At 56.9% G+C, this 26095-nt stretch carries 23 protein-coding genes; 13 read left to right on the top strand and 10 right to left on the bottom strand.

Annotation, left to right across the window (positions count from 1 at the left end):
• Positions 1-350 precede the first annotated feature (350 nt).
• The gene (ilvA, locus tag AVO44_RS17495; RefSeq protein WP_068339814.1) at positions 351-1577 is read left to right on the top strand and encodes a threonine ammonia-lyase IlvA; all 1227 of its coding nucleotides are present in this window, start codon (positions 351-353) and stop codon (positions 1575-1577) included.
• Here ilvA and AVO44_RS17490 read toward each other — a convergent pair.
• Positions 1574-1903 carry an Hpt domain-containing protein gene (locus AVO44_RS17490; RefSeq protein ID WP_068339811.1) on the bottom strand — a complete coding sequence of 110 codons (330 nt, stop codon included), beginning with the start codon at positions 1901-1903 and terminating at the stop codon, positions 1574-1576. The two genes, ilvA and AVO44_RS17490, sit on opposite strands and share 4 nt — an antisense overlap.
• A 155-nt stretch (positions 1904-2058) precedes the next feature.
• Here AVO44_RS17490 and AVO44_RS17485 point away from each other — a divergent pair, with 155 nt between their 5' ends.
• Positions 2059-3324, top strand: a complete 1266-nt coding sequence (locus tag AVO44_RS17485; protein ID WP_068339807.1) for a PP2C family protein-serine/threonine phosphatase — start codon at positions 2059-2061, stop codon at positions 3322-3324.
• A 2-nt stretch (positions 3325-3326) separates the two neighbouring features.
• Here AVO44_RS17485 and AVO44_RS17480 read toward each other — a convergent pair whose 3' ends face one another.
• Entirely contained in the window at positions 3327-3773 is a 447-nt protein-coding gene (locus AVO44_RS17480) for an NUDIX domain-containing protein (RefSeq protein WP_068339804.1), read from the bottom strand.
• A 76-nt stretch (positions 3774-3849) separates the two neighbouring features.
• Between AVO44_RS17480 and hslO the strand changes: the two genes are divergently transcribed.
• The 8 genes from hslO to AVO44_RS17440 all read left to right on the top strand — a co-directional run bounded on the left by hslO (position 3850) and on the right by AVO44_RS17440 (position 13094).
• A complete protein-coding gene (gene hslO, locus AVO44_RS17475; protein WP_068339801.1) occupies positions 3850-4827 on the top strand; it encodes an Hsp33 family molecular chaperone HslO in 978 nt (325 codons plus the stop codon).
• Positions 4811-5416 (top strand): CoA pyrophosphatase, encoded by a 606-nt coding sequence (locus tag AVO44_RS17470; RefSeq protein ID WP_068339798.1) that lies wholly within the window; start codon positions 4811-4813, stop codon positions 5414-5416. Before hslO ends, AVO44_RS17470 begins: the two co-directional genes overlap by 17 nt.
• Positions 5413-6567, top strand: a complete 1155-nt coding sequence (locus AVO44_RS17465; RefSeq protein ID WP_068339795.1) for a CCA tRNA nucleotidyltransferase — start codon at positions 5413-5415, stop codon at positions 6565-6567. The genes AVO44_RS17470 and AVO44_RS17465 overlap by 4 nt, the downstream gene beginning before the upstream one ends.
• Before the next feature lie 190 nt (positions 6568-6757).
• A complete protein-coding gene (locus AVO44_RS17460) occupies positions 6758-8596 on the top strand; it encodes an ABC transporter ATP-binding protein (protein ID WP_068339791.1) in 1839 nt (612 codons plus the stop codon).
• Positions 8593-10425, top strand: a complete 1833-nt coding sequence (locus tag AVO44_RS17455; RefSeq protein ID WP_068339789.1) for an ABC transporter ATP-binding protein — start codon at positions 8593-8595, stop codon at positions 10423-10425. The genes AVO44_RS17460 and AVO44_RS17455 overlap by 4 nt, the downstream gene beginning before the upstream one ends.
• A 57-nt stretch (positions 10426-10482) precedes the next feature.
• Complete coding sequence (locus AVO44_RS17450; protein ID WP_068339786.1) at positions 10483-11712, top strand: class I SAM-dependent RNA methyltransferase; 1230 nt, start codon at positions 10483-10485, stop codon at positions 11710-11712.
• Between the two features lie 20 nt (positions 11713-11732).
• On the top strand, positions 11733-12518 hold the full coding sequence (locus AVO44_RS17445; RefSeq protein WP_068339783.1) for an ion transporter: 786 nt from the start codon (positions 11733-11735) through the stop codon (positions 12516-12518).
• Positions 12519-12575: 57 nt separating this feature from the next.
• Positions 12576-13094, top strand: coding sequence for a L,D-transpeptidase family protein (locus tag AVO44_RS17440; RefSeq protein ID WP_068339780.1), 519 nt, complete (start codon positions 12576-12578; stop codon positions 13092-13094).
• Here AVO44_RS17440 and AVO44_RS17435 read toward each other — a convergent pair.
• The 7 genes from AVO44_RS17435 to cysQ form a co-directional block, all read right to left on the bottom strand.
• Positions 13078-14523, bottom strand: coding sequence for a nodulation protein NodH (locus AVO44_RS17435; protein ID WP_068339777.1), 1446 nt, complete (start codon positions 14521-14523; stop codon positions 13078-13080). The two genes, AVO44_RS17440 and AVO44_RS17435, sit on opposite strands and share 17 nt — an antisense overlap.
• 6 nt (positions 14524-14529) lie before the next feature.
• Positions 14530-16230: a DUF5927 domain-containing protein gene (locus AVO44_RS17430; protein WP_068339774.1), complete on the bottom strand. Its 1701-nt coding sequence runs from the start codon at positions 16228-16230 to the stop codon at positions 14530-14532.
• The gene (locus AVO44_RS17425; RefSeq protein WP_068339771.1) at positions 16227-17213 is read right to left on the bottom strand and encodes a glycosyltransferase family 2 protein; all 987 of its coding nucleotides are present in this window, start codon (positions 17211-17213) and stop codon (positions 16227-16229) included. Before AVO44_RS17425 ends, AVO44_RS17430 begins: the two co-directional genes overlap by 4 nt.
• A 166-nt stretch (positions 17214-17379) precedes the next feature.
• Entirely contained in the window at positions 17380-18417 is a 1038-nt protein-coding gene (locus tag AVO44_RS17420) for a glycosyltransferase family 2 protein (RefSeq protein WP_068339768.1), read from the bottom strand.
• 7 nt (positions 18418-18424) lie between these two features.
• Positions 18425-19408 carry a UDP-glucose 4-epimerase GalE gene (galE, locus tag AVO44_RS17415; RefSeq protein ID WP_068339765.1) on the bottom strand — a complete coding sequence of 328 codons (984 nt, stop codon included), beginning with the start codon at positions 19406-19408 and terminating at the stop codon, positions 18425-18427.
• Between the two features lie 70 nt (positions 19409-19478).
• The gene (locus tag AVO44_RS17410) at positions 19479-20279 is read right to left on the bottom strand and encodes a 3-deoxy-manno-octulosonate cytidylyltransferase (RefSeq protein ID WP_068339762.1); all 801 of its coding nucleotides are present in this window, start codon (positions 20277-20279) and stop codon (positions 19479-19481) included.
• Complete coding sequence (cysQ, locus tag AVO44_RS17405) at positions 20279-21076, bottom strand: 3'(2'),5'-bisphosphate nucleotidase CysQ (RefSeq protein ID WP_068339759.1); 798 nt, start codon at positions 21074-21076, stop codon at positions 20279-20281. Before cysQ ends, AVO44_RS17410 begins: the two co-directional genes overlap by 1 nt.
• Positions 21077-21281: 205 nt before the next feature.
• Here cysQ and AVO44_RS17400 point away from each other — a divergent pair, with 205 nt between their 5' ends.
• Positions 21282-22019, top strand: a complete 738-nt coding sequence (locus tag AVO44_RS17400; RefSeq protein WP_420865723.1) for an ABC transporter permease — start codon at positions 21282-21284, stop codon at positions 22017-22019.
• Here AVO44_RS17400 and AVO44_RS17395 read toward each other — a convergent pair.
• On the bottom strand, positions 22016-22618 hold the full coding sequence (locus AVO44_RS17395) for an alpha-ketoglutarate-dependent dioxygenase AlkB family protein (RefSeq protein WP_068339960.1): 603 nt from the start codon (positions 22616-22618) through the stop codon (positions 22016-22018). The genes AVO44_RS17400 and AVO44_RS17395 overlap by 4 nt on opposite strands.
• A 211-nt stretch (positions 22619-22829) precedes the next feature.
• On the opposite strand from AVO44_RS17395, the gene dnaK reads away from it, so the two are divergent.
• Both dnaK and dnaJ read left to right on the top strand, forming a co-directional pair.
• Positions 22830-24740, top strand: a complete 1911-nt coding sequence (gene dnaK / locus AVO44_RS17390; protein ID WP_068339957.1) for a molecular chaperone DnaK — start codon at positions 22830-22832, stop codon at positions 24738-24740.
• A 74-nt stretch (positions 24741-24814) separates the two neighbouring features.
• Positions 24815-25966 carry a molecular chaperone DnaJ gene (gene dnaJ / locus AVO44_RS17385; protein WP_068339750.1) on the top strand — a complete coding sequence of 384 codons (1152 nt, stop codon included), beginning with the start codon at positions 24815-24817 and terminating at the stop codon, positions 25964-25966.
• Positions 25967-26095: the final 129 nt, after the last annotated feature.

The following is a 26095-nucleotide window of genomic DNA, read 5'->3' as shown; positions in this document are numbered from 1 at the left end:
AGCGGGTTTTGCGCGCGGGGGCAAGTTGTCTGCGTTAACGCAAGGAGGGAAAGCAACTGAATTAATCAGATAGAGAACAAGAATTGGTTGAAATGGGGGCTGATGCTGGAATGGGTGATTTCTGGCCGTGCTTGGAGTAGGGTTCTTTTTTGCAACCGGATCTGTGGGAGCGACTTCACCTGTGCTAAGCCACTCACTCAACGCCATCAATCCATGGATGGTTGCAACTGTTGGTTTAAGTATTCTGATGACGGTGTAAGGATTTTGCGTCGAAAATCGCCAACTCTCCTAACTCGCGTACACATATGTATTCCTTGCCCTTCCTGCATTGATGCGGCAGTGAAATCGCTATGACTGATTTCATGACCCGCGCCCGCGCTGCCGAACAAGCTATGCGTACTGTGTTTCCGCCAACCACTCTGCAGCGGAATGCCCATCTGTCCGACCGCTATGGGGCGGATATCTGGCTTAAGCGCGAGGATCTCAGCCCGGTGCGGTCATACAAAATCCGGGGTGCGTTCAACGCTATGCGCAAACAGAAGGGGCAAGAGCTGTTCGTCTGCGCCAGCGCGGGCAATCATGCGCAGGGCGTGGCCTATATGTGCAAGCATCTGGGTGTGAAGGGTGTGATCTTCATGCCGGTGACCACGCCGCAGCAGAAAATCCAAAAGACGCGTATCTTTGGCGGCGACAGTATCGAGATTCATCTGAGCGGCGACTATTTCGATGACACATTGGGCGCTGCGCAGGCGTGGTGCGCGCAGCAAGGCGGCTATTTTCTGTCACCGTTTGACGATGAAGATGTGATTGAAGGTCAGGCCTCACTCGCGGTTGAGATTGAAGAGCAACTGGGCGGTGTGCCTGACCACGTGATCCTGCCGGTGGGCGGGGGCGGCATGTCTTCGGGTGTGGCGACGTGGTTCGGGGACCGAGCTCACTGCTTGTTTGTCGAACCCAAAGGGGGCGCCTGTCTGCACGCGGCCATGGCGGCAGGGCATCCGGTGGCGCTGGGCCGGGTGGATAATTTCGTCGATGGCGCAGCGGTTGGCACAATCGGGACAAAGCCGTTTGAGCTGTTGAAAGATCGCCACCTGTCCGACGTGCTTGTTCTGTCCGAAGATCGCATCTGCACCACTATGATCGAGATGCTGAATGTAGAAGGCATCGTTCTTGAACCGGCCGGAGCGTTGGCGATCGAGGCGATTGCCGATGTGCAAAGCTTTATCCGAGGCAAGACGGTTGTCTGCGTCACTTCAGGCGGCAACTTCGATTTTGAACGTTTGCCAGAGGTCAAGGAAAGGGCGCAGCGTTATTCTGGCGTCAAAAAGTACTTTATCCTGCGCCTGCCGCAGCGCCCCGGCGCACTGAAAGAGTTTCTCGGGATTCTGGGTCCAGAAGACGATATCGCGCGCTTTGAATATTTGAAGAAATCAGCACGCAATTTCGGCTCGGTCCTTATTGGCATAGAAACGGGTAAACCCGAAAACTTCGCCCGTCTGTTTGCCCATCTGGATGATGCCGGATTCACCTATACCGACATCACCGAAGACGAGACGCTGGCGCAGTTCGTAATCTAGGTGAGGTTTACGTCTTTCTCTGAAAAGAATTTGGCACGGGACTCTTCATACACTTTCAAGATAGCAGGTAGATCAACGTCACCGGCTTTTCCTACCGCGGCGATGCGTTCTCCATCCTGGCAGAGTTTCGAGAAGCAATCGAACCCAAGGTTGAGGGCGCTGCCTTTCAGGAAATGCATGTTCTGCTCGAACTCGATACGATTGGTGTCCTTTTGCAGACGGTCGATGGTTTCCTGCACTTCGTCCAGAAAGACTTGCACTACCTCGTCAAATTCGCCGATGCCCAACTCATCCCGCAGCAGCCTGACCCTGGACCAGTTGATCATCTTTGGCACCTCCACATAATTCGTGACCTGACTTGGGTAACCCGCGCAAAGTAAATTCCCGGTAAATCGATCTGAAAATTTGTGTTCACGTGTTGTTAAGCCCGCGTGGGCTAGCGTCGCGGTGTTCCGTAAGGGTCACAGCTTAGAGGTTTCAGGTGGCAGAAGGGAGACAGGCAGAGGCGAGGGTTGAGTTGAAATTTGGTGCGATCCAGAAGGTGCTGGTCGTCGACGACAGCCGTCTGCAACGACGGATTTTGAAGGCCTCGTTGAAGAAGTGGGGCTTTGAAGTGCTTGAAGCCGACAGCGGTGACGCAGCCATCGAAATCTGCGCCGATGATCCACCGGATCTTGTCCTCAGCGATTGGGTTATGCCGGGGATGAGCGGGCTGGATTTCTGCCGGGCGTTCCGGGCGCTGGACAATGATCAGTACAGCTATTTTATCCTTCTGACGTCAAAAAGTGAAAAGCAAGAAGTCGCGCGCGGTCTGGATGCCGGTGCAGATGATTTTCTAATAAAACCACTTGGGGCCGAAGAGCTGCGCGCGCGTATCTCGGCCGGGGCGCGTATTCTGGATATGCAGCGTGAACTGTCCGAGAAAAACAGGATCATCGAATCCGCCCTGAAGAACCTTCGCGTGGCACATGACGCCATCGATAAGGACCTGATCCAAGCTCGCAAAATGCAGGAATCGCTGGTCCCTGAATTGACCGGCGAGTTTGGTAAATCGAAAATCAGCATGTTGCTCAAGCCCTGCGGCCATATTGGCGGTGATCTGGTTGGGATGTTTTCGCCCGGGGCCAACCGGCTGGGGTTTTACAGCATTGATGTGTCGGGCCACGGCATCACCTCGGCGATGATGACGGCGCGACTAGGAGGGTACCTTTCCAGTAACCATTTTGAGCGGAACGTGGCATTGCAAAAGGACGGCGACAAATTCTACGCCCTGCTTCCGCCGGAACAGGTGGCCGAAAAGCTCAATTCCCTCCTTATGTCGGACACCGCCGTCGAAGAGTACTTCACCATGGCTTATGCGACCATCGACCTGCGCAACGGGCTTTTACAGGTGGTGCAGGCAGGACATCCGCACCCGCTTGTGTTGCGCCGCGATGGCAGCACCGAGTTTTTGGGCCAGGGCGGGCTGCCAATTGGATTGCTGGCGGATGCCTCGTTTCAAAAGGTTGAGACATATCTGCAACCGGGCGACAAACTGCTGCTTTATTCAGACGGTTTTACCGAGTGCAGCCTGGCGGACGGTAGTCTGCTTGATGAAGACGGACTAAGACGAATGGCGCTTGATTGTGCCCACGGTCGAAGCGGTAGCGAATTTCTGGATGACATGTTCTGGCGTTTGACGCAGGAGATGGCGCCTGGGGGCGGTATGGATGACGACGTATCGGCCGTGTTCTTCGAATACAACTGACTCTAAAGCCGGTTCAGATGTTTGCTGGCAAAGTAGCGATCCCCGTCGTTTCCCAGCATCTGGACCGCAGCGGTGGTTTCGATCCAAAGCGCTTCGTGGTAAGTTTCCCCGGGTGGTCCAATTCTGCGCACAGGACGGGCGCTGTAGATCATACAGATTTTCTCGGCCCACAGGTCATATTCGGGCATGTATGTGAAACGCCGAAATGCACCGATCCGACGCGGGGCCGCAATGAGCCAGCCGGTTTCCTCATAAACCTCGCGGTGCAGCGCCGTGATCGGGGATTCGCCAGAATCAATACCGCCGCCTGGTAACTGCAACTCTGGGTTCAGACCATCGTCATACCATGTCACCAAAAGGTCTTTTCCTTGCGGTAAAAGGGCATAAACGCCGGGTCTGCGTGTGTATGTACGCCCCGTTTCCGGGGTTTCGCCGAACCGCCTGATCATGTATGGCCCCTTAAAACCCAATCTATTCGACCTATATGGTCCCGGTATGCCAACCTGTGGCGTGTAAGGAAACCCCATGTCTCTTGGAGCCAAAATCGCGTGGGACGATACCGTCTTGCCCTTTCAACTCGATGTATCTGATATGCGCGGCCGCGTGGCGCGCCTTGACGGTGTGCTGGACGGCATCCTCAAACAGCATGACTATCCCGAAAGCGTCGAGGCGCTGGTGGCTGAGATGGCCCTGCTGACCGCGCTGATTGGTCAAACCGTTTCGTTGCGTTGGAAGCTGTCTTTGCAGGTTCAGTCAAAGGGCGCGGTGCGTATGATTGCAACCGATTACTTTGCCCCGAAGGAAGAGGGCGAACCGGCGAGGATTCGCGCTTATGCCAGTTTCGACCGCGATCGACTGACCGAAGGCGCAGCGTTTGACCAGGTTGGTGAAGGGTATTTCGCCATTATGATCGATCAGGGTAAAGGCACGCAGCCCTATCAGGGCATAACGCCACTGGCTGGTGAGTCCATCAGCGCGTGCGCTGAGGCGTATTTTGCGCAGTCCGAGCAGCTGCCAACGCGGTTCTCGCTGAGTTTCGGGAAATCAACCGAGCCTGGCGTGGACGAGCACTGGCGCGCTGGCGGGGTCATGCTGCAGCACATGCCCAAAGCCTCGCCCTTCGCGGCGTCCGGGGAAGGTTCTGGCGATATTCTGACCGCCGCCGATCTGGTTGACGGCGAAGAGGGTGAAAACTGGAGCCGCGTGAATATCCTGCTGGACACGGTCGAAGATCTTGAGCTGATCGGGCCGTCAGTGGCACCGACCGATCTGTTGATCCGCCTGTTTCACGAGGAACAGCCTCGGGTCTATGATGCGCAGGCCGTGCAATTCGGTTGTACGTGTTCGGAAGACCGCGTGCGGCAAAGCCTGTCAATTTATTCTTCCAAGGACATCGAAAAGATGACGACATCTGATGGCAAAGTGACCGCTGATTGCCAGTTCTGCGGTGCTCATTATGTGTTGGACCCTGCCACGGTCGGCTTTGATGCGGACAACACCTGATCCAATAGAAAGACTGCGGGTGGCGCTGAGTCACCCCGGCCCTGGGTCGAGCGATTTTGACCTGAACCCGGATACCGTCCTGCCAGAAGGGCGCAAGTTGCGCCCGGCGGGCGTTTTGGTTCCAATCACGCTGGCGGCGGGCACGCCGCGGCTGATACTGACCAAACGCTCATCCGCTTTGAAACATCATCCGGGGCAGATCGCCTTTCCCGGCGGCAAGCAGGATGAGGGCGACGTGGATGTCACCGCCACGGCCCTGCGTGAAGCGCAAGAGGAAATCGGCCTGCCGGCACAGCTGCCCGAAATATTGGGCCATCTTCCGTCCCATGAAACGGTCACCTCGTTCAGTGTCACACCGGTTGTGGCCGTCTTGCGCGACCCGTTCCAATCCATCCCCGAACCGGGCGAAGTGGATGAGGTATTTTCGGTTCCGCTTGAACATGTGCTCGACCCTGCGAATTATATCGTTGAATCGCGCCGCTGGCGTGGACAGAAACGGTATTATTTCACGGTGCCGTTCGGCCCCTATTACATCTGGGGGGCGACGGCTCGGATATTGCGGGGATTGGCCGCGCGGGTGAATGAATGACACAGATTACCGAGGCTTGGGTTTCTGATCCCACAACACAGAAGGTATGTGCGGCGCTGACGGACGCCAACGCACAGGCGCTGTTCGTGGGGGGATGTGTCCGGAACGCGCTGCTGGGTGCACCGGTTTCGGATATCGACATCGCCACAGACGCGTTGCCCGAACAGGTGATGAAACTGGCGCGGGCTGCGGGTCTCAAAGCTATCCCTACCGGTATCGACCACGGCACCATCACCGTGGTCAGCGGCGGTAACCCGCATGAGATCACGACCTTTCGCCGCGATGTCGAAACGGATGGCCGCAGAGCTGTCGTGGCCTTTTCGGACAGGGTGGAGGAGGATGCCGCGCGGCGTGACTTCACCATGAACGCGATCTACGCGCAGCCCGATGGTAGCATACTTGACCCTTTGAACGGGTTGCCCGACCTGCAAGCTCGGCGTGTGCGGTTCATCGGAACTGCCGAAAACCGGATTCGAGAAGATTATTTGCGCTCCCTGCGCTATTTCCGGTTCCACGCCTGGTACGGCGACGCCGAAGCGGGGTTTGATCCTGACGCTTTGGCGGCAATCGCCGCCAATCTGGATGGCTTGGCTGGCCTGTCCCGCGAACGGGTGGGGGCCGAGCTGCTGAAACTGCTGGCGGCGGATGACCCCGCGCCCTCGGTCGCTGTGATGCGTCAGACGGGCGTTTTGACTCACTTGTTACCGGGGGCGAACGACAAGGCCCTTGCCCCTTTGATCGCGCTGGAACAGCAGGCCGGGGCTGAACCTGAACCGATCCGCCGTTTGGCCGCACTTGTTGCGCCCGAAATCGCCAAGACCCTACGCCTCAGCAAGGCGCAGTTGCAGCGGTTGACCCGCATGCGCCATGAGGCATCCGGCAGCGCGAGCGTTGCCGAACTTGGGTTCCGCTATGGCGCGGAGGGCGGGTTGCACGAAACCTTACTGCGGTGCGCGTTTCTGGAAGAACCCTGGACCGATGACTTGCGAAACGCCCTGAACTTAGGGGCTGCTGCCGAATTTCCCATTAGGGCCGCTGACCTGATCCCCGATTTCACCGGCCCGGCGCTGGGCAAAAAGCTGGCCGAGCTTGAGGCCCACTGGATCGCGTCGGGCTTCACCTTGACGCGCGAAGACCTTCTGACCAGTTGAAATGAAGTCCTAAAAGGGGTGACAAATCAACTTTGTTGTGATTACGTGCGCCCATTATTGGAGTGGAGGGGTGCGAATGTATTACGGGATCTGGTTCGGCTAAAGCCGGAACACCTTGACCCGTAGGGGTGGTGTTCAGGCGCCATCTTTCTTCGCATGACCTAATTTCTGCTCAACCGGAGCACTCTCCATGTTTCGCTATTTCGAAAACCTCGTTGATCCTTTTGTTGCCTACAAGGAAACCGACACACCACCCACACGCTTGTGGCCGTTCATGTTGGACTATTCCCGCCCGTTCAAGCGGGTGTTCTTTTGGGCTGCGCTGATCTCGGTCATCGTCGCGGCAGTCGAAGTTGGGCTGATCTACTACATGGGGCGCGTCGTTGATCTGCTGTCCGGTCCGCCCGCCGAGGTCTGGCAGGCCCACGGTACTGAACTGATCCTGGTAGCCATCTTCGTGTTGCTTTTGCGCCCGATGCTGCACGTGATCGACGTTCTGTTGCTGAACAATACGATTCTGCCAAATTTTGGTACGCTGATCCGCTGGCGCGCGCATAAGCACGTGTTGCGGCAATCGGTCGGCTGGTTCGAAAATGATTTCGCGGGCCGTATCGCCAACCGGATCATGCAAACCCCGCCCGCTGCGGGCGAAGCCGTGTTTCAGGTTTTTGACGCTATTTCTTTTTCTCTGGCTTACCTGCTTGGTGCTGCGATCCTGCTGATGGCGGCTGATCCTCGTCTGCTGTTACCTTTGTTGATTTGGTTTGCGCTATATGCGCTCTTGGTGCGTTGGACGGTGGCCAGGGTTGGTCCGGCCTCTCAGGCCGCGTCCGATGCACGCTCGGCCGTGACGGGCAGAGTGGTGGACAGCTATACCAACATCCATTCCGTCAAAATGTTTGCCCATGATGCGCAAGAGCTGGACTATGCCCGGGAAGCCATCGAAGAAACCCGTCGGACCTTCCAGATCGAGATGCGGATCTTCACTATCATGGACGCGGTTCTGGTTACGTTGAACGGTTTACTGATCGTGGGCGTTGTCGGTTGGGCGATTGCTTTGTGGATGCAGGGCAGCGCGTCTGTAGGCGTTGTTGCTGCGGCAACCGCCCTGACCCTGCGGCTGAACGCGATGACGGGCTGGATCATGTGGGCGCTCACCAGTTTCTTCCGTCAGCTTGGTGTTGTGGCCGAAGGGATGGAGACGATTGCACAGCCCATTGATCTTCTGGACGAACCGGATGCGAAACCGCTGAAACTGACCAAAGGTCAGATCGACATTCGCGACCTGTCGCACCACTACGGCCGCAAAGCCGGCGGGCTGGATCATATCAATCTGACCATTCATCCCGGCGAAAAGATCGGGTTGATCGGACGCTCTGGCGCCGGGAAATCGACCCTCGTTAAACTGCTTTTGCGGTTCTATGACGTGGAACAGGGCGCGATCCTGATTGATGATCAAAATATCGCGCAGGTGAAGCAAGACAGTCTGCGCAGCCATATTGGCATGGTTCAACAGGACAGCGCCTTGCTGCACCGGTCGGTGCGTGACAACATCCTGTACGGTCGCCCGGACGCCACCGAGGAACAGATGATCGCCGCTGCCAAACAGGCGGAGGCGCATGATTTTATCCTTGATCTGCAGGATCCGCAGGGGCGTTCCGGCTATGACGCGCATGTGGGTGAGCGCGGTGTGAAACTCAGCGGTGGTCAACGGCAACGGGTAACGCTGGCGCGGGTCATCCTGAAGGACGCGCCGATCTTGTTGTTGGACGAGGCGACATCCGCCCTAGATTCCGAGGTTGAAGCTTCGATCCAGGAAACTCTTTACGGAATGATGCAAGGTAAAACCGTGATCGCCATTGCACACCGGCTCAGCACCATTGCCCAGATGGACCGGATTCTTGTCATGGATGGCGGCCGGATCGTTGAACAGGGCGGGCATTCCGAGCTCTTGTCCCAAGGCGGGCTTTATGCGCAGTTCTGGGCGCGGCAGTCCGGTGGCTTCTTAAATCCGGAGGCCGCGGAATGAAGGTTGCCGACCTGATCAATCCGTTCAGGACCATTGAAACGCCCCCGCCGCAAACACTCGGGGCGTTTATACGCTGGTGCCTTTCCGGCGCTTGGCCAATGATCTTTGTTGCTGCCGGTTTCTCGGCCTTGGCGGGGGCGATGGAGGCCGGGACCGCCTGGATGTTGGGACTGGTGATTGATCTAGCGACGGAAAGCGGCCCTGAAAACTTTCTGAGTGCGCAAAACCTGTGGATGATCCTTGGCGTGGTGGCATTCTTTATGCTGCTGCGTCCCGCGGTTTTCGGGCTGTCTTCGGTGACGAACAATTACATCGTCATGCCGAACATCCCGCCGCTGGTTCTGGCCAAGCTGAACCGTTGGACGCTGGGACAGTCGGTGACCTACTTCGATGATGACTTCGCCGGGCGGATTGCGCAGAAGCAAATGCAAACCTCGAACGCGCTGGCTTCGGTCGTGTCGGAAACGATCAGCGCAATTGTCTTTGCATTGGCGTCGCTTGTGGGTTCACTGTTTTTGTTAGGGTCTATTCATCCGCTGGTAATGCTGCCTTTCGTGGCCTGGATGGCAGTCTATTTTCTGTTGATCCGCTGGTACCTGCCACGTATTCGCGTGCGCTCGGCTGCTCGGGCCGGAGCGCGAGCAATGGTATCAGGGCAGGTGGTTGATACGATTACCAATATCAAAACCGTCAAACTGTTTGCGCATTCCGATTTCGAAGATCAAGCCGCCCGCAACTCGATGATCGATCTGCGTGAAAAAATGCTGGCTTTTGGCGCCCTGTCGGCGAGTTTCCGTTTTATCCTGATGGTACTGGCCGGGGTTTTGCCTGTGTTGCTGCTGGGCGCGACGCTGCTGCTGTGGCAGAGCGGCGGCGCAACCGCGGGGGATATCGTCGCTGCAGGTGCGATTTCGATTCGGATTGCGCAGATGACAGGATGGGTCAGTTTCACTCTGATGGGGTTGTACGCCAATGTTGGCGAGATCGAAAACGGCATGAAGACGCTTTCGAAACCCGACCGGGTCGAAGATGTGGCCGGTGCACCCGCGCTGTCCGTGGAGAAAGGGCAAATTGATTTTGACAACGTAAGTTTCTCATACGGTCGCGACATAGGGGGCGTGTCCGATGTAACCATGACCGTGCATCCGGGCGAAAAGCTGGGGATCGTCGGCGCATCAGGGGCTGGCAAGTCCACCTTGGTCTCGCTGCTTCTCAGGCTTTATGACGGGGAGGAAGGCAGGATTCGTATTGACGGGCAGGACATCTCGCAAGTGACGCAGGACAGTTTGCGCCGTCATATCGGGATGGTTACGCAGGAAACGGCGATGTTCAACCGCTCTGCGCGCGAGAACATCTTGTATGGCCGCCCCGACGCATCCGAGGAAGAGATGATCGCCGCTGCCAAAAAGGCTGAAGCGCATGACTTTATTCTAAGCCTTCAGGATGCCCGGGACCGCAGAGGTTATGACGCGCATCTGGGAGAACGCGGCGTAAAGCTCAGCGGTGGTCAGCGACAGCGGATTGCACTGGCTCGCGCAATTCTGAAGGATTCGCCGATACTGGTTCTGGATGAGGCGACGTCGGCGCTGGATTCCGAGGTTGAAGCCTCGATCCAGACGGCGTTGCATCGTGTCATGCAAGGCAAGACCGTTCTGGCGATTGCCCATCGATTGTCGACGCTAAGCGAGATGGATCGGATCATTGTGCTGGATCAGGGCCGGATCGTAGAGACAGGAACGCACGACGCGTTGTTGGACAAAGGCGGACTTTATGCCCGCTTCTGGCATCGCCAATCGGGTGGTTTTATCCAGGCCGAAGCCGCTGAATAGCGGGCCAAGCGCGCAACGGGGTTTCGTTGGGGTTTAAGCCCCGCTATCAGGCATCCTATGACGCAGCAATTCACAATAACCCGACTGGGCCATCAGGGCGACGGCATTGCCGAAGGTCCTGTTTATGCGCCCCGCACCTTACCGGGTGAGGTGGTCAGCGGCACGTTAGTAGGGCAAAACCTGACCGATATCCGGGTTGAAACGCCATCGGATCAACGGGTCAAGGCACCGTGTCGCCATTACAAAGTCTGCGGGGGGTGCCAGTTGCAGCATGCTTCGGACGCGTTTGTTGCCAACTGGAAGGTCGAGGTGGTGCGAAATGCGCTGGCCGCGCAAGGATTACAGGCAGACATGCGCCCGATCCACACCTCTCCTCCAAACTCCCGCCGCCGCGCAACGATCGCTGTCAGGCGGACCAAAAAGGGTACGCTTGCCGGGTTCCACGGCCGCGCCTCGGACACGATCACCGAAATTACCGATTGTCACCTGCTGGATCCGGCCCTGATCGCCGCCATTCCAGTAGCCGAAGCACTGGCCGTTCTGGGGGGCAGCCGCAAGGGCCTGTTGGCCGTGACACTGACCTTGTCCGAAGGCGGGCTGGATGTCGCTGTCAAAGGTGGCAAACCTTTGGATGGCCCATTGGAATTGGCTTTGGCACAAGCGACCGAGAAACACGGGCTGGCCCGGCTTAGCTGGGATGGTGAGGTGATTGCGATGCGCCAGCCCCCGGTACAGCGATTTGGCTTGGCCGGGGTTGTCCCGCCACCCGGTGCGTTTCTGCAAGCCACAAAAGACGGCGAACAGGCTCTGTTACAGGCTGTTTTGCATGCAACGAAGGGCGCTCGGCGTGTGGTAGATCTGTTCGCAGGAAGTGGCACATTCTCGTTGCCCCTAGCCGAGACAGCCGAAGTGCATGCCATTGAAGGCGAAGCCGCGATGACAGATGCCTTGGATCAGGGTTGGCGTCGCACTCAGGGATTGAAGCGTGTCACGGTTGAAGCACGCGATCTTTTTCGCCGCCCGCTGATGCCCGATGAGTTGACGTCCTTTGACGCTGTGGTCATCGACCCGCCCCGCGCGGGTGCCGAAGCGCAGGTCGCGGAGCTTGCGCAGGCGCAGCGGCCTGTGATCGCCTACGTCTCATGCAACCCCGTGACCTTTGCGCGGGATGCAAAAATGCTGGTTCACGCAGGCTATACCCTTGAATGGGTGCAGGTGGTCGACCAATTTCGATGGTCATCACATACTGAACTTGCAGCACGATTCATACACAAACGCGCATCATGACCAGACAGGAGACAGCCACAATGGGATTTAATCAGCGCCTGCTGAAGGTCATTGATAGTCCCAATTTTAGCCGGTTCATTACCGCAGTCATCATCTTTAACGCCGTCCTGTTAGGGATGGAAACGTCGCCAACTCTGATGGGGGCCGCTGGCCCCCTGATTTTGACGCTCGACGGAATCTGCCTCGCGATTTTTGTGGCTGAAATCGCCATGAAACTTGTTGCCACCGGACGGCGGTTCTTCACCAACGGCTGGAACATTTTCGATTTTGTTGTCGTGGGCATTGCCTTGGTTCCAACTGCGGGCGGGCTGTCGGTTCTGCGGGCGCTGCGGATCTTGCGGGTTCTTCGTGTTATCTCGGTCGCGCCGCGCCTGCGTCGCGTGGTCGAGGGCTTCATCTCGGCCTTGCCGGGTATGGCCAGCGTATTCCTTCTGATGGCAATTTTGTTCTATATCGGTGCGGTGATCTCAACCAAGCTGTTCTCGGCGTCGTTTCCCGGCTGGTTCGGTGATCTGGGTCTGTCGGCCTACACGCTGTTCCAGATCATGACGCTGGAAAGCTGGTCCATGGGAATTGTCCGCCCCGTGATGGAGGTCTATCCCTATGCCTGGATGTTCTTTGTGCCGTTTATCATGGTCACGACCTTTGCGGTGGTGAACCTGTTGGTTGGCCTGATCGTGAACTCGATGCAAGATGCGCACCATGCCGAGGATGAGGTGAAAACCGACGCCTATCGTGATGAGGTGCTGGAACGGCTGGAAAGCATCGAACGTCGCCTGACCGAGCAGCAGAACGCTAAAAAGTGATTTTAAGTTTTTCGCGATTCTGGCATAATGCCGAAAAAAGTGAGCAGGCAGTGTAACATGGATCGTCGAGCATTTGGAATGGGCGCTATGGCAACTTTGGGTCTTTCGGCCTGTGCCTCGGCTGGCCCGAGATTTCTGACCTATGATGGCCCTCAGGTGACCTCGTTGGTCATAAACAAGGGCGCGCGGAAGCTGTATCTTCTGCACAATGAAAGTGTTCTAACGGAATACAAAGTTGATCTTGGCTTTGCGCCGACCGGCACCAAAACCCGGCGCGGCGATGGGCGCACACCTGAAGGCAGCTATTTGATCGACCGTCGCAACCCCAACAGTCGCTATCACCTGTCCCTGGGTATTTCGTATCCAAACTCAGAGGATATTGCACAGGCCGAAGCTGCCGGCGTTGATCCGGGTGGTGATATTTTCATTCACGGCCAGCCCGAAAAGCGGTCCGAACTGAAACGTGCAAGAAAAACACCGGACTGGACTGCGGGTTGCATCGCCGTCAAGAACGATGAGATCGAAGAGATTTATGCGATGGTCAGCGAAGGCACGTTGATCACGCTGCGCGCGTAATCGGTTTCCAATTTTCGAATCCGAATTGCATATAGTCGCGCTGGTAGGCTTCGGTCGCCAGCGCCTCTAACTTGTCGTCATAGATATCCGCCAGCAGGAACGGAACATCCGCCGCAACAGGGTTGGGTTCTGGTGGGTTTTCATGTCCCATGCGTCTGGCCAGATCCGGCAGGGCGGTCGCGATCTCATCCTCGCGCAGGATCAGGTCAGGCGACGCGAAAGAGGCCATCCCAGCCAGCGCCTGAGACTGGCTGCACCACATCGCATCCACCGGTACGGGCGTCTGACCGGCCAGGTTGTGGCGCAGAAAGGCAAGAAAGGCTGCGAAGGCCTCGTAATGCTGATCTACCGGATAGTTCCCGTCGCGAAGCTGGCCGGGGATCGGGATTTTGAAACGGTTGCGCAATTGGTTGCGCCGCTGAAGATCCGTTCCCGGGCCAGTGCTGAGGACATTCGAACAAAAGGTGAAATGTGCCCGTGCCAAAGGGTGCTGCAGCACGGTAAACTTCCGATGGCCGGGATTGGCCAACAACCATTGGTGCATTTCCTTCTGGCTCTGATTGCTGATCAGGCTATCGACGTCGACCGCGTCAAGATCGGCCAGCCATTGAATAACCGGCTGCGCTAGCCCACCACGCAGCGGCATGTACATCAACGGGGTATCGAAGGCAGCAACGTAATTGCTGACGTTTGGCCCCTGCCGGGGTTCGAAATTTGGTGTGCGAAACAGGTTGAAACTGTCGACCCGGGTGAGGGCGCGTTCAGTTTCCTCGGGATTGGTGACTTTGGATAGGGGTGGTTCGGGATTCTGCGGCTTGATCGTGTCGTCAATCGCAGACAGCCGCGCTGAAACACCCAGCCAATCCGCCAGACCGTTCAGAACATCCAGGTCAGTCAGGTCGTCATACGTGATATAAAACCCGCTTTGCCCGGTTCTCTGGAGGGTATTTAGAGTTTGCGCCTGAAATGCCTGCTGCTGATTCAGATATGCCTGAAACTCCTGTGAGTCGAATTCAACCTTCGCCTCACGGCGGCGCTTGATATTCTTGAGCTGCCATTGCTTGGTTTCCCGCGCGATTTTCAACGAGATATAACTGTCCAGCGGATTGCGCGTCAGAATGATCTTGGCACATCGGGGGTCAATCAGGACAGACTCTAATACGCGCGTATCGTGCCCCTGAAAGAACCGAAAGCCGTTCAACACGCCCGGAGCATCCTTGATCGCTTGCACCAGTTTCATCGGGTCCGTGTCGCGGTCCTCCAGCGTTACACCCAGCAGGTTTTCTGATTTAAGCCGACCAATGAAATGCGGGTTGAACGCCTCTCCGTGGCAGGTAACGCCATCCAGTGCATTCAGGTTGAACTCCAGCAGGTTGGACCCGGTGCGCATGGCCGCAAGGATCATGAAATAGTCGAACCTTTGCGACATGGCGGGCTATTGCACCAGATAGGGTTTCTTGAACGGCCGAACCTGCGCGCCGAACACGTCATCCGTCGGAAAATCCCCCATCAGATACGGGTGCATTCCTTGGTTCTTGAGGTTTTGCAGGAATTTCCCAAAACCGGACAGATCTACCATTTTCGGCGCTTCGGACAGATGAGTGGGGCGCGGGGTGCCAATCTCTTCGATCACGCTCTGCATGGGTTCCATCGGGGACTCGACGAACTCTGCCAGTGTCCACGTTCGAACCCGCGCCTTGGTCCAGACCGAGCCTAAAACTTCAAGCTGCTTGGTCTCGATCTGTTGCAGGCGTGCGGCTTCGCAACGAATGTCGGCGAAGTTCATGTTCGACCGGAAAAGTGGAATCGCCCAAGCCCCTGTAATAACTGAAATCTGTGCGTTCTTGTCCCGTGCCAGAAACCAGTTGATCTTTTGGGTGTCTCGGGGACCAAACTGAAAACACTGCCGCTCGCCCCGCGTGTTCCAGATCAGATTCGAGACAAAGGCCGTAGGATTATAGTCGCGTAGCACGGCGCAATTGCTGAGCGCGCCGTTCACAATCTTGGCCCCGCCCGAGAATTCGACCCGTTCGGGGTCGAACAGATGTCCGTGCACTCTGGCGCCCGTGGCCTCGGCCAGCCAGGGTTCAAAGTCCTCGAACAGCTCGGTAAAGCCCTGAAACACCGAGTACGGGAACGATGTCAGTCCGTTCTCGCTTCCGTGGCGGGGAAAGCGGCTTTGCATGTAAAGCCCGTCGCGTCCGCGGGTTCTCCGTTCGACTGCCTTGGAAAACACCCGGTCTATCTTGCTTGGATTGGGTTCGGTCGGTCGCATGGCACCGTTCTGATCGGTCAGGAAGGCCTGATACAAACGATCAGCCTGCGGCCAGATCTTTCTGGCCACGAAGCAATCTGACCGGCGCAAAAGCTGTAGATGGTCGTCGTAGAAAATATGGGGTCGTCCCTGATAGTCGAACTTCGACAGCGTCAGCGAGCGGCTTTCGATATGGGTTGAATACAAGCGCGCCAATGTCTGGAAATAACTCTCATCCGGGATCCAGACATGTCGGAAATAGCGATCATAGATCTGCCGTTTCGGATCCTGCAAGATGGCTGAAAAGGTCTGTCGCGTCAGGCACCACCATTGGCTTCCCATATGCGGCACGAGGCCCTCGGGAATCTTGCGGCGCATGCCAAGTGTGCGCTGCAACTTAACGTGAAGGTCGAACAATTTGCGGTGGTTGCGCCATGAGAACGGAAATCTAAGCGTGAACCGTTCTTGGTCCAGCCCGCCGATCGTCCAACTGACATCAGCGGTTGTGGCACTTTCTATAAAATCCACCCGCGGCCGGTCCGCAAGATAATCAGCCAATTCCTGCACTGGTCGTAACGGAAGGCACGCACCCGAAGACAGATAGACGTGGTGCACCTCTGGGAACGTTTCCAGCATCATTTCCGCCGCAGTTTGTGAGGCCGCCACGATCCCCCAGCGTCCCCATTCGCAGATGTGACGCTCGGAAAACCGGATCAACGGGTTATCGGCGCACGAGGCTGCGAACTCGGAATAAACCCGCTCGGGCACTTTGCCGTCCACATGGATCACCACGGGACAACCCGATGCCGTCCAGTGACGTGCCACTTGCTCGGCCCTGTGCAGGGCCGTGTGAACCAACATGACAATTCCCAGCCTGCTCATGCCCAGTTCCCCTTGGACATAAGGCCGAGGATCTCAAGCTGACGCCAGTTGATGTATTTCTCAGACTGATCACACCAGAAAACCGGTTTTTCATCCAGCCCTTCGGCATAGGCGCGGTATTCGCCCGAGCGGCGATAGTGTTGACCTCGCTGCATCTCTTCACGGGCTTTCTCACCTAACGTGCTGATCAACTTTGCGTGCAGCAGCGCGCCGCTGGTTTTTTCGCCCCCCCATTCGTCATAGACTTGGTTCAATCCGCGCGGCAGCAGCGAATGGGTCGAGCTGACATAGACATAGCGCCGATCCCACTTGACCAGAGGGATTTTGTTCAGCGCCGGTGCCTTGCCGGGGTTATCGCGGAAAAACACCCGCGCGCGTGGTCCGCCCTGAATCCACAGGTTCTTATAATCTGGATTCTTGGTGATCATGTAATTGCCTGCATCGAACCAGCGCGCAATTTCAAACGGGTCCTGGCCTTCGCTATAGGGGTATTGGTCCACCGGCCCTTGTGGGTACATGTCGATCAACATGGTGCCAAAACTGCGCACCGCACAGCCGTCCAGCCAATCGGTCAAGGCCCGGACCGGGCGGGTGTCGCAAAACGGGTAGATGAAGAATTCATCCGGGTCGACCGTCAGAACCCAATGCCCGTGTGCATATTCCCGCAGCAGGCAATTCGACCAATCCAGACCAAACGATGCCTTTTTGTAACTGGCCTTTGCGCGCCACACCGAGGTATCAGGCTGGCTGGCAAGGTAGTCGCCCGAGCCGTCCGCGCTGTCATTATCAACGAACAGGAAATGATCAACGCCCAGCTTGCGGTAGTATTCCAGAAAATAGGGCAGACGGATTTTCTCGTTCCGAAGCACGCTCATCAACAATATATCGCCGCGCTGGATATCAGACGTCTTGTCAGAGATCGGCTGCAACTGGTGCCGTTTCAGCAGGCAGCGCACAAGACGGCGCTTGCGCCGCAATCTCATCCGGTATGAATCCAACAGGCTCACGCGTCTGCTCAGCCTTTTTTTGTTTACGCGAGCATGCCCGGGGCTGGACGATCCAGAGTGGTGCCGGGCCATTGACGTTTTATGCCATCGTTGCGTGTTTCAAAGCAACTTTTTTAAGGCCGTTCGTTGCATATGCAGCTTTTCAGCGCACTTTCCCCATCAACCCGATGCGCTGAAGCTGCGACCACCCTGCATAACGCACTGACTGCGGTGTCCACATGTCAGGGCTGCTGCAAATGGCATCATAATACGCCTCGAACTGGTCGGGATCGTGAAAGTGCTGACGCCGTGTTTTCTCAGACTCTGACTTTGCGACCACTTCGGGCAAAAATTTCGTGTGCAGCAGAACGCCCGAAGGAGCGTCGGCGCCCGGCCCGTCATAGGCCGCGTTCAAGTGCCGGGGCAGGGCAGAGTGGGTTGAGTTTACATAGGCATAGCGCCGCGACCATCGAACCAGTGGTATCTTGTTCAACGTTGGCGACTTTCGGGGCTGCCCGGTGAAGAACATGCGCTCTCGCACTCCGCCCCGAACCCATAGGTTTCCCATCGGGCTTTGCCGCTGCGCGCGGTAGGGCCCGGAATCAAACCAGTCCAGAACTTTTGTCGGGTCCGTCCCGGGTTTGTAAGATTGAGCGCCAAGCGGGCCTTTGGGATACAGGTCCAGCATCAGCGCGCCAAGTGCCATCTGGCCGCGCCGCTCCAAAGCTGCGGTTAGGTCGCGTAGGGGGTTTTGGTCATGATCGGGGTAGATCAGCAGCTCATCCGCGTCTACCATCAGGGTCCAGTGGCCGTGCCCATAGCGCATTTGCAACCAAGTCAGCCAATCAAGCCCATACCGTGCTGCGCGATAGCTGGCAGACGTTTGCCAAAGTGAAACATCAGGTTGTTCCAGCAGAAACTCGACACAACCATCGTCGCTGCCATTGTCCACCACCAGAAAATGATCCACCCCTAGCGCGCGATAGTGGCGAAAGAACCAAGGAAGCCGCGTGATTTCATTGCGCAGGGTCGTGAAGGCCAGAACGTCGCCGGGCCTGATCCGCTTGGTCTGATCCTTGAGGCATGTCAGTTGGTGGCGGCTGCGGAAAGATCGCCAGAGCAACCGTCGTCTTTTCAGACGCAACCGGTACTTCTGGACCCAACTGATGTGTGGAAGGGTATCGGTTGCGTAACCCGTCACATGCGGCTCATTTTTCGTAGTTGCCGGTTTGATGCCAGCGCCATGCGTCGCTGATCATCGTCTCTAACGTTGATCTTCTTGGTGTCCAACCCAGTTCTTCATGCGCACGGTGTGAACCTGACACCAGTTTGGTGCAATCCCCCGCGCGCCGTGGCCCGATGGAGTAGGGCACCATGCGATTGGTTACAGCTTTGGAATGGCTGATCACTTCCATCACTGAAAACCCGGTGCCGGTGCCAAGGTTGAACACCCGGCTGCCTTTGCTGTCTTCAAGCCAGTTCAGCCCCAGCACATGCGCATCCACCAGATCGCAGACATGCACGTAGTCTCGGATGCAGGTGCCGTCAGGCGTATCGTAATCGGTGCCGAACACGGTCAGCCCGTCACGCTTCCCATCGATTGCGTCCAGCATTAGCGGTACGAGATGAGTTTCGGGGCGGTGGAACTCTCCGACCTCGCCATCCGGATCGGCCCCGGCCACATTGAAATAGCGAAAGATCACGTGGTTCAGCCCATGCGCGGCCTCGAAATCACGCAGGATATCTTCAATGGCACGTTTCGACGCGCCATAGGCGTTGAGCGGCATTTGCGGCGTGTCTTCGTCTAATACAACGTTGTCATGCTCGCCATAGGTTGCGCATGTCGATGAGAATACAAAGTTCATACATCCCGCGGCTACGGCAGCCTCGATCAAGGAAAGTGAGCCGGTAACGTTGTTTGTCCAGTATTTGCCGGGTTGTGACATCGCCTCACCCACTTGGCTAAGGGCGGCAAAATGCATGATGGCGGCGGGCCGGTACTTGGCGAAAACCTTGTCCAACCTGGCGCGATCCAGCAGATCACCCTGTTCGAATGGTCCGAATTTTACCGCATCCTGCCAGCCTGTTACCAGGTTGTCATAGGTTACTGGCGTATAACCCGATTGCGCCAGTGCCTTGCAGGCATGAGAACCGATATATCCGGCTCCGCCGGTGACAAGGATATTGGTCATCTAACCTTCCAGAAGAAACACATTGCACTTAGCACGCCTGCTACGTGCCCGGGGGTTAGGGGACGTGGCATCAATCCACCCCCATCGCCGCCATCATTTCCTCAAGCTTGGGAACGTCTTGCGGGTTGTTCAACTCCCAGAACTGGCGCCCCTTGGATTCGACTTCGACGCACAGAACCTTGCGGCCGTTCTCCATAAATCGCAGTTGTTCCAGCCCTTCCAGTTGCTCAAGCGGGCCAACCGGCCATGTGGGGTAGGCGGCCAACGCATCGGGACGATAGGCGTAGACACCAACATGGTGAAACACCGGCGTCGGCTCAGCGCCCCCGTAGGTTTCGGCGGTGTAAGGCACGACCTCTTTCGAGAAATACAGGGCGCTGTGGTCAGCTGCGAATACTGCTGTGGTGCCACCGACACGCCCATGTTTGCGATCGTTCAGCAGGCTGTTCAGTGCGTCGCCGTCGCACCGCAACACGGGCGTGGCCACCTCGGCCTGAGGTGCGGCTCGCAGGCTAGCGATCAGGTTTTCGACAAACCAATGCGGCGTCAGCGGCGCGTCCCCTTGCAGGTTCACGACGATGTCGTAACCCTTGCCCAACGCACCATGCGTTTCGGCACAGCGCTCAGTGCCATTCTGGCAGCTTTCCGAAGTCATCACCACTTCGGCACCAAAGCCTTCGGCCACTTCGCGAATGCGGTCATCATCAGTGGCGACGACCACTTTGTCGACACCTGAAACCGAACAAGCCGCCCGCCACGACCGCTCAATCAGTGTCATGGTAGTGCCATTTGCGCCCGTCAGCGGCACAAGGGGTTTTCCCGGATATCGGGTCGAGGCATACCGGGCGGGAATTGCGATCAGAACGGACATCAGGCTTCTTTCAGGTCAACACCCGGAGCGTATGCGATAAAGAACGGGTTTGCATAGCCGTCCTTGCCATAAGTCAGCGGAGTATGGTCATCAAAGCGCACGACCTTGCCGCCCGCTCCGCTCAATACGGCATGACCTGCGGCCGTGTCCCACTCCATCGTTCGGCCAACACGGGGATACAGATCGGCTTCGCCTGTGGCCACCAGGCAGAATTTCAGGGACGAGCCCGCGCTTTTACTGTCCTGTACCTGGTACTTGTTGATGTAATCTTCGGTCGCCTGGTCCCGGTGAGACTTTGATGCGACAATCATCAACGCCGAATTGTCTGGATTAGAGACGGAAATTGGCCGGATATCCCCAGCTTTGGCCTTATCCAACGCGCCGGTTTCTTCAACCGACTGGCCATCTGGCAAGGTATAGAACATGCGTCCCCTGGCCGGGGCATAAACGACGCCGCGGGTTGGAACGCCGTGTTCAACCAGCGCAATGTTCACCGTGAAATCACCGCGACGGTTGATGAACTCCTTAGTGCCATCCAGCGGGTCAACGATCAGGAATGTTTCCCCCTTTTTTGTATGCGAGGCCGCTTGCTCTTCGGTCACCAGCAGAATGTCGGGGAATGCCTCGCGCAGGCCCGCCGAGATCAGGGCATCTGCGGCCTCATCCGCTTCGGTCACGGGGCTGGCATCCGATTTCACTTTGACGTCGAAATCATCAGCCTCATAAAACTCCATGATCTTGTCGCCAGCTTCCAAAGCCAGACGTCGGATAACGGGAATGAGGGCGTCATGGGTCACAAAAATGCTCCGTTCCTGTGATTTGTTGATCGAATAACCTGTCGGCCTTATGATGTGCTGGTTACGGAACGGCAAGAATTTCGTATCAAATTGCAGGTGAAAAAAGAGAAAGACGCGTCGAGTGTTTTATTTCAGGCGAAACCGTACATTACTGGGCAGTGCGTTCACAACGGCTGAACTAATCTTCCACGCTGTTGTGCGCAGTGTGCGATCGCAGCATCACAACGCCGTTCTGGCCATTATAATCAACATCATTCAGGTTCTGGCCCTGGTTGCCGTGTTCTATCTGATCATGTCTTTCATGGGTCCGCGTATCGCAAAAATCCGGGGGGAGTTCATTTTATTCCTGCTGTCTGGTGTGTTCCTGTTCATTACCCATATTAAATCCATCAGCTCCATTGCTGCTCTGAATACCGGTAACAACCCGATGATGCTGCATTCGCCTATGAACATGATGGTGATGCTGCTGGCGACTGCCTTCGGGATGCTTTACACCCAGCTGATGACGATTATCGTGATCCTCTTCCTATACAGCGTAGCGGTTTCACCGATTGAGCTTCAGGACCCCGGCGGTGCATTTGCCATGCTGATCATGGCCTGGTTCACCGGTTGCGCGGCCGGAGTGGTTTTCATGGCGTTGAGGCCGTGGTTCCCCACCACGGTTTCCATCCTATCCAATGTCTACCGGCGGATGAACATGATCTTTTCTGGCAAGATGTTTGTGGCCAACGCGCTGGGCGGGGCCACGTTGGCCATGTTTGCCTGGAACCCGCTGTTTCACATCATCGACCAGTGCCGCGGCTTTGTTTTTCGCAACTATTTTCCGCGTAACACAAGCTGGGAATATGCGCTTTGGGTCGGCTTGGCCCTTCTCTTGATTGGTTTGCTGGGGATATTCTTCACTCGGCAGCACGTGTCGCAAAGCTGGGATGCGCGGCGTTAACGGGCAACACGAAGGGTCAGGTTGATGCGTCCACCCTTGGGCAGCAATTTTGATGAGCCGAAACGAATGCGGTCTATGCCGTGATAGGTCAAACGGGCCGGGCCGCCCATGACAACGACATCGCCCGAGTTCAGCCAGATCGACTCGGTCCTGCCGCCCCTCGTCGGATTCCCAATACGAAACAGGGCATCATCGCCCAATGAGATCGACAGGACCGGCCACGAAAAATCAGCCTCGTCCTTATCCTGATGCAGCCCCATGCGGGCGCCTTCGCCATAATAGTTGATCAGGCAGCAATCAGGGTCGCGGTCTGGGCTGCCGAGTTGACGCCAGATATCCATGATCTGATCCGGAATTGCGGGCCAGACCGTGCCTTTGGGGTGTTGTGACTGGTATCTATAACCCGCCTTGTCGGTGACCCAACCCAGCGACCCGGCCGAAGTCATGCGCACCGACATATCCTTGCCCGAGGGCGTTACTGGCCGGAACAGCGGCGCAGATTTCAGAACCGGGCGTAAGCATTCAATCATCCGCGTTTGCGCTGGTCCGTCCAGCCACGCTTTTCTGATATCAAATCCGCGCACACGCAGCCGTGCCATCCAAGATTCCCCAATCCTTGCCAAAACCTTGCCGAAAAAGGCCACAGATTCCCGAAAACCTGCGTTTTACAATGCTTGCAGGCCATTCGTCCCGCCCTTATATACGCCGGGACGCGCAATGGTGTAGAGCCACAGTGCAAAACAGATGGGGCCGGGTGCCATAACGGGTCCGGACCTCGGACATCGCCTTGAAGAGAAAGGGATTGAACACATGGGAAAAGTAATCGGGATTGACCTTGGAACCACGAACTCGTGCGTGGCGATCATGGACGGCTCGCAGCCGAAGGTCATCGAAAACGCAGAAGGTGCGCGGACCACGCCCTCGATCGTCGCTTTTACCGAAGATGAGCGACTGGTCGGTCAGCCTGCAAAACGTCAGGCGGTCACCAACCCGGACAACACGATCTTTGGCGTCAAACGTCTGATCGGTCGTCGCGTGGACGATGCGGAAGTCGAAAAAGACAAGAAAATGGTACCCTACGCCATCGTTGATGGCGGCAATGGCGACGCGTGGGTGGAAGCCCGCGGTGAAAAGTACTCCCCAAGCCAGATCTCGGCCTTTACTCTGGGCAAGATGAAGGAAACCGCCGAGAGCTATTTGGGTGAGGAAGTCACACAAGCCGTTATCACGGTTCCCGCATACTTCAACGACGCGCAGCGTCAGGCCACCAAAGACGCCGGTAAAATCGCCGGACTGGAAGTGCTGCGAATCATCAACGAGCCGACAGCAGCCGCGCTGGCCTATGGTCTGGACAAGGAAGAGACGCACACCATCGCAGTCTATGACCTTGGTGGCGGTACTTTCGACGTGACCATCCTTGAAATCGACGATGGTCTGTTCGAGGTCAAATCGACCAATGGCGACACCTTCCTGGGTGGTGAAGACTTTGACATGCGCATCGTCAACTACCTGGCGGATGAGTTCAAAAAGGAACACGGTGTCGATCTGTCAGCCGACAAGATGGCCCTGCAGCGTCTGAAAGAAGCCGCTGAGAAAGCCAAGATTGAGCTGTCCTCGACCTCACAAACCGAGATTAACCAGCCGTTCATCTCGATGGGGTCGAACGGTCAGCCGCTGCACATGGTCATGAAACTGACCCGTGCCAAGCTGGAATCGCTGGTCGCGGACCTGATCAAAAAGTCGATGAAGCCTTGCCAGGCTGCTCTGAAAGACGCCGGTCTGTCGGCTGCTGACGTGGACGAAGTTGTTCTGGTCGGTGGTATGACCCGGATGCCGAAAGTGATCGAAGAGGTCACCAAGTTCTTCGGTAAAGAGCCGCACAAGGGTGTGAACCCGGACGAAGTGGTTGCCATGGGCGCCGCCATTCAGGCCGGTGTTCTGCAGGGCGACGTCAAAGACGTTGTTTTGCTGGACGTGACCCCTCTGTCGCTGGGCATCGAGACGCTGGGTGGCGTATTCACCCGTCTGATCGACCGCAATACCACGATCCCGACGAAGAAGTCTCAGGTGTTCTCGACCGCCGAGGACAACCAGAACGCCGTGACCATCCGCGTGTTCCAGGGTGAGCGTGAAATGGCGTCGGACAACAAGATCCTGGGTCAATTCAACCTTGAAGACATCCCGCCGGCACCACGTGGCATGCCTCAGATCGAGGTGACCTTCGATATTGACGCCAACGGCATTGTCTCGGTTTCGGCCAAGGACAAAGGCACCGGCAAAGAGCAGAAGATCACCATCCAGGCCTCGGGCGGTCTGTCCGACGAGGACATCGAAAAGATGGTCAAAGACGCCGAAGAGAACGCGGAAGCCGACAAGGAACGCCGCGAGCTGGTCGACGCCAAGAACCAGGCGGAAAGCCTCATCCACTCGACCGAAAAGTCGATGGAAGAGCATGCCGACAAGGTCGACCCGACCACCATCGAAGCCATTGAGCTGGCCATTGCCGCGCTGAAGGACGAGCTGGAAACTGAAAATGCCGACAAGATCAAGTCCGGTATCCAGAATGTCACCGAAGCCGCAATGAAACTGGGTGAGGCCATTTACAAGGCGCAGTCCGAAGAGGCCGAAGATGAGCCTGCGGCGGCAGATGCTGCTCAGGCGGGTGATGACGATATCGTCGATGCCGAGTTCGAAGATCTTGACGACGACAAGCGTAACTAACGGGTAACCGGGCCAATGCGGGCCGGTCCGGATGCCGGGCCGGCCCGATTACGTTGAGGCAGAAGGAAACACTGATGTCAAAACGCGACTACTACGATGTGCTCGGCGTATCCAAGGGCGCATCGGCGGACGAGATCAAAAAAGGTTTTCGCAGAAAAGCGAAAGAGCTGCATCCCGACCGTAACACAGACAACCCGGACGCCGAGGCGCAGTTCAAAGAAGCGAACGAAGCCTATGACGTGTTGCGCGATGCAGAAAAAAAGGCTGCATATGACCGGTTTGGCCATGCTGCGTTTGAAAACGGCATGGGCGGCGCGGGCGCGCGCCCCGGCGGTGGATTCGGTCAGGGTGATTTCTCCAGCGCTTTTTCGGATGTGTTCGATGACCTTTTTGGTGATTTTATGGGAGGCCAGCGTGGCGGCGGTGGCGGGCGTCGCGCTGCGCGCGGGTCCGACCTGCGCTATAACCTGCGCGTGACGCTGGAAGAGGCGTTCTCGGGCCTCCAGAAAACCATCAGCGTACCAGCTGCCGTGGCCTGTTCGGCCTGTGATGGTACGGGGGCGGAAGGCGGGGTGGAACCAACCACCTGTCCGACCTGTTCGGGTATGGGCAAAGTCCGCGCGCAACAGGGTTTCTTCACCGTGGAACGCACCTGCCCAACCTGTTCCGGGCTGGGTCAGATCATCAAGAATCCCTGTAAGGTCTGCGGTGGCGCAGGCCGCGTTGAAAAAGAACGCGCATTGTCTGTAAATATTCCCGCCGGTGTCGAAACAGGAACCCGCATCCGTTTGGCGGGCGAGGGTGAGGCCGGCATGCGCGGTGGCCCTCCGGGTGATTTGTACATCTTTGTGGAAGTATCCGATCACAAGCTGTTCGAACGCGATAGCGTGAACCTCTATTGCCGTGTACCGGTCAGCATGGCCAAGGCCGCACTTGGCGGTTCGATTGAGGTTCCCACCATCGACGGCGGGCGCGGTCGCGTACAGATCCCGGCCGGTAGCCAATCGGGCCGTCAAATGCGGCTTCGCGGCAAGGGCATGCCTGCCCTTCGCGGTGGTGGCATCGGTGATATGTTCATAGAACTGGCCGTGGAAACCCCGGTCAACCTGACCAGCCGTCAGAAAGAACTTCTGAAAGAGTTCGATGATCTGGGTGAGGATAACCACCCGGAATCAAAAAGCTTTTTCTCGTCTGTGAAGTCTTTCTGGGACGGTATGAAGGGTTAGTTTCATATCCCTTTGTCAAATAAACTGAGCCGATCCTTACGGACTGGCTCAGTTTTATTTCAAACGCAGGGCAACGGTCCCTTCAATAGTACCCGATCATTGGGTTCTGTAGAAACGTCCGAATGGGAA

The organism is Ruegeria profundi, assembly GCF_001507545.1.
GTDB lineage: Bacteria > Pseudomonadota > Alphaproteobacteria > Rhodobacterales > Rhodobacteraceae > Ruegeria > Ruegeria profundi.
The sequence above is the reverse complement of the archived record's forward strand: the minus strand, read 5'-3'. Positions and strand labels throughout refer to the sequence as shown.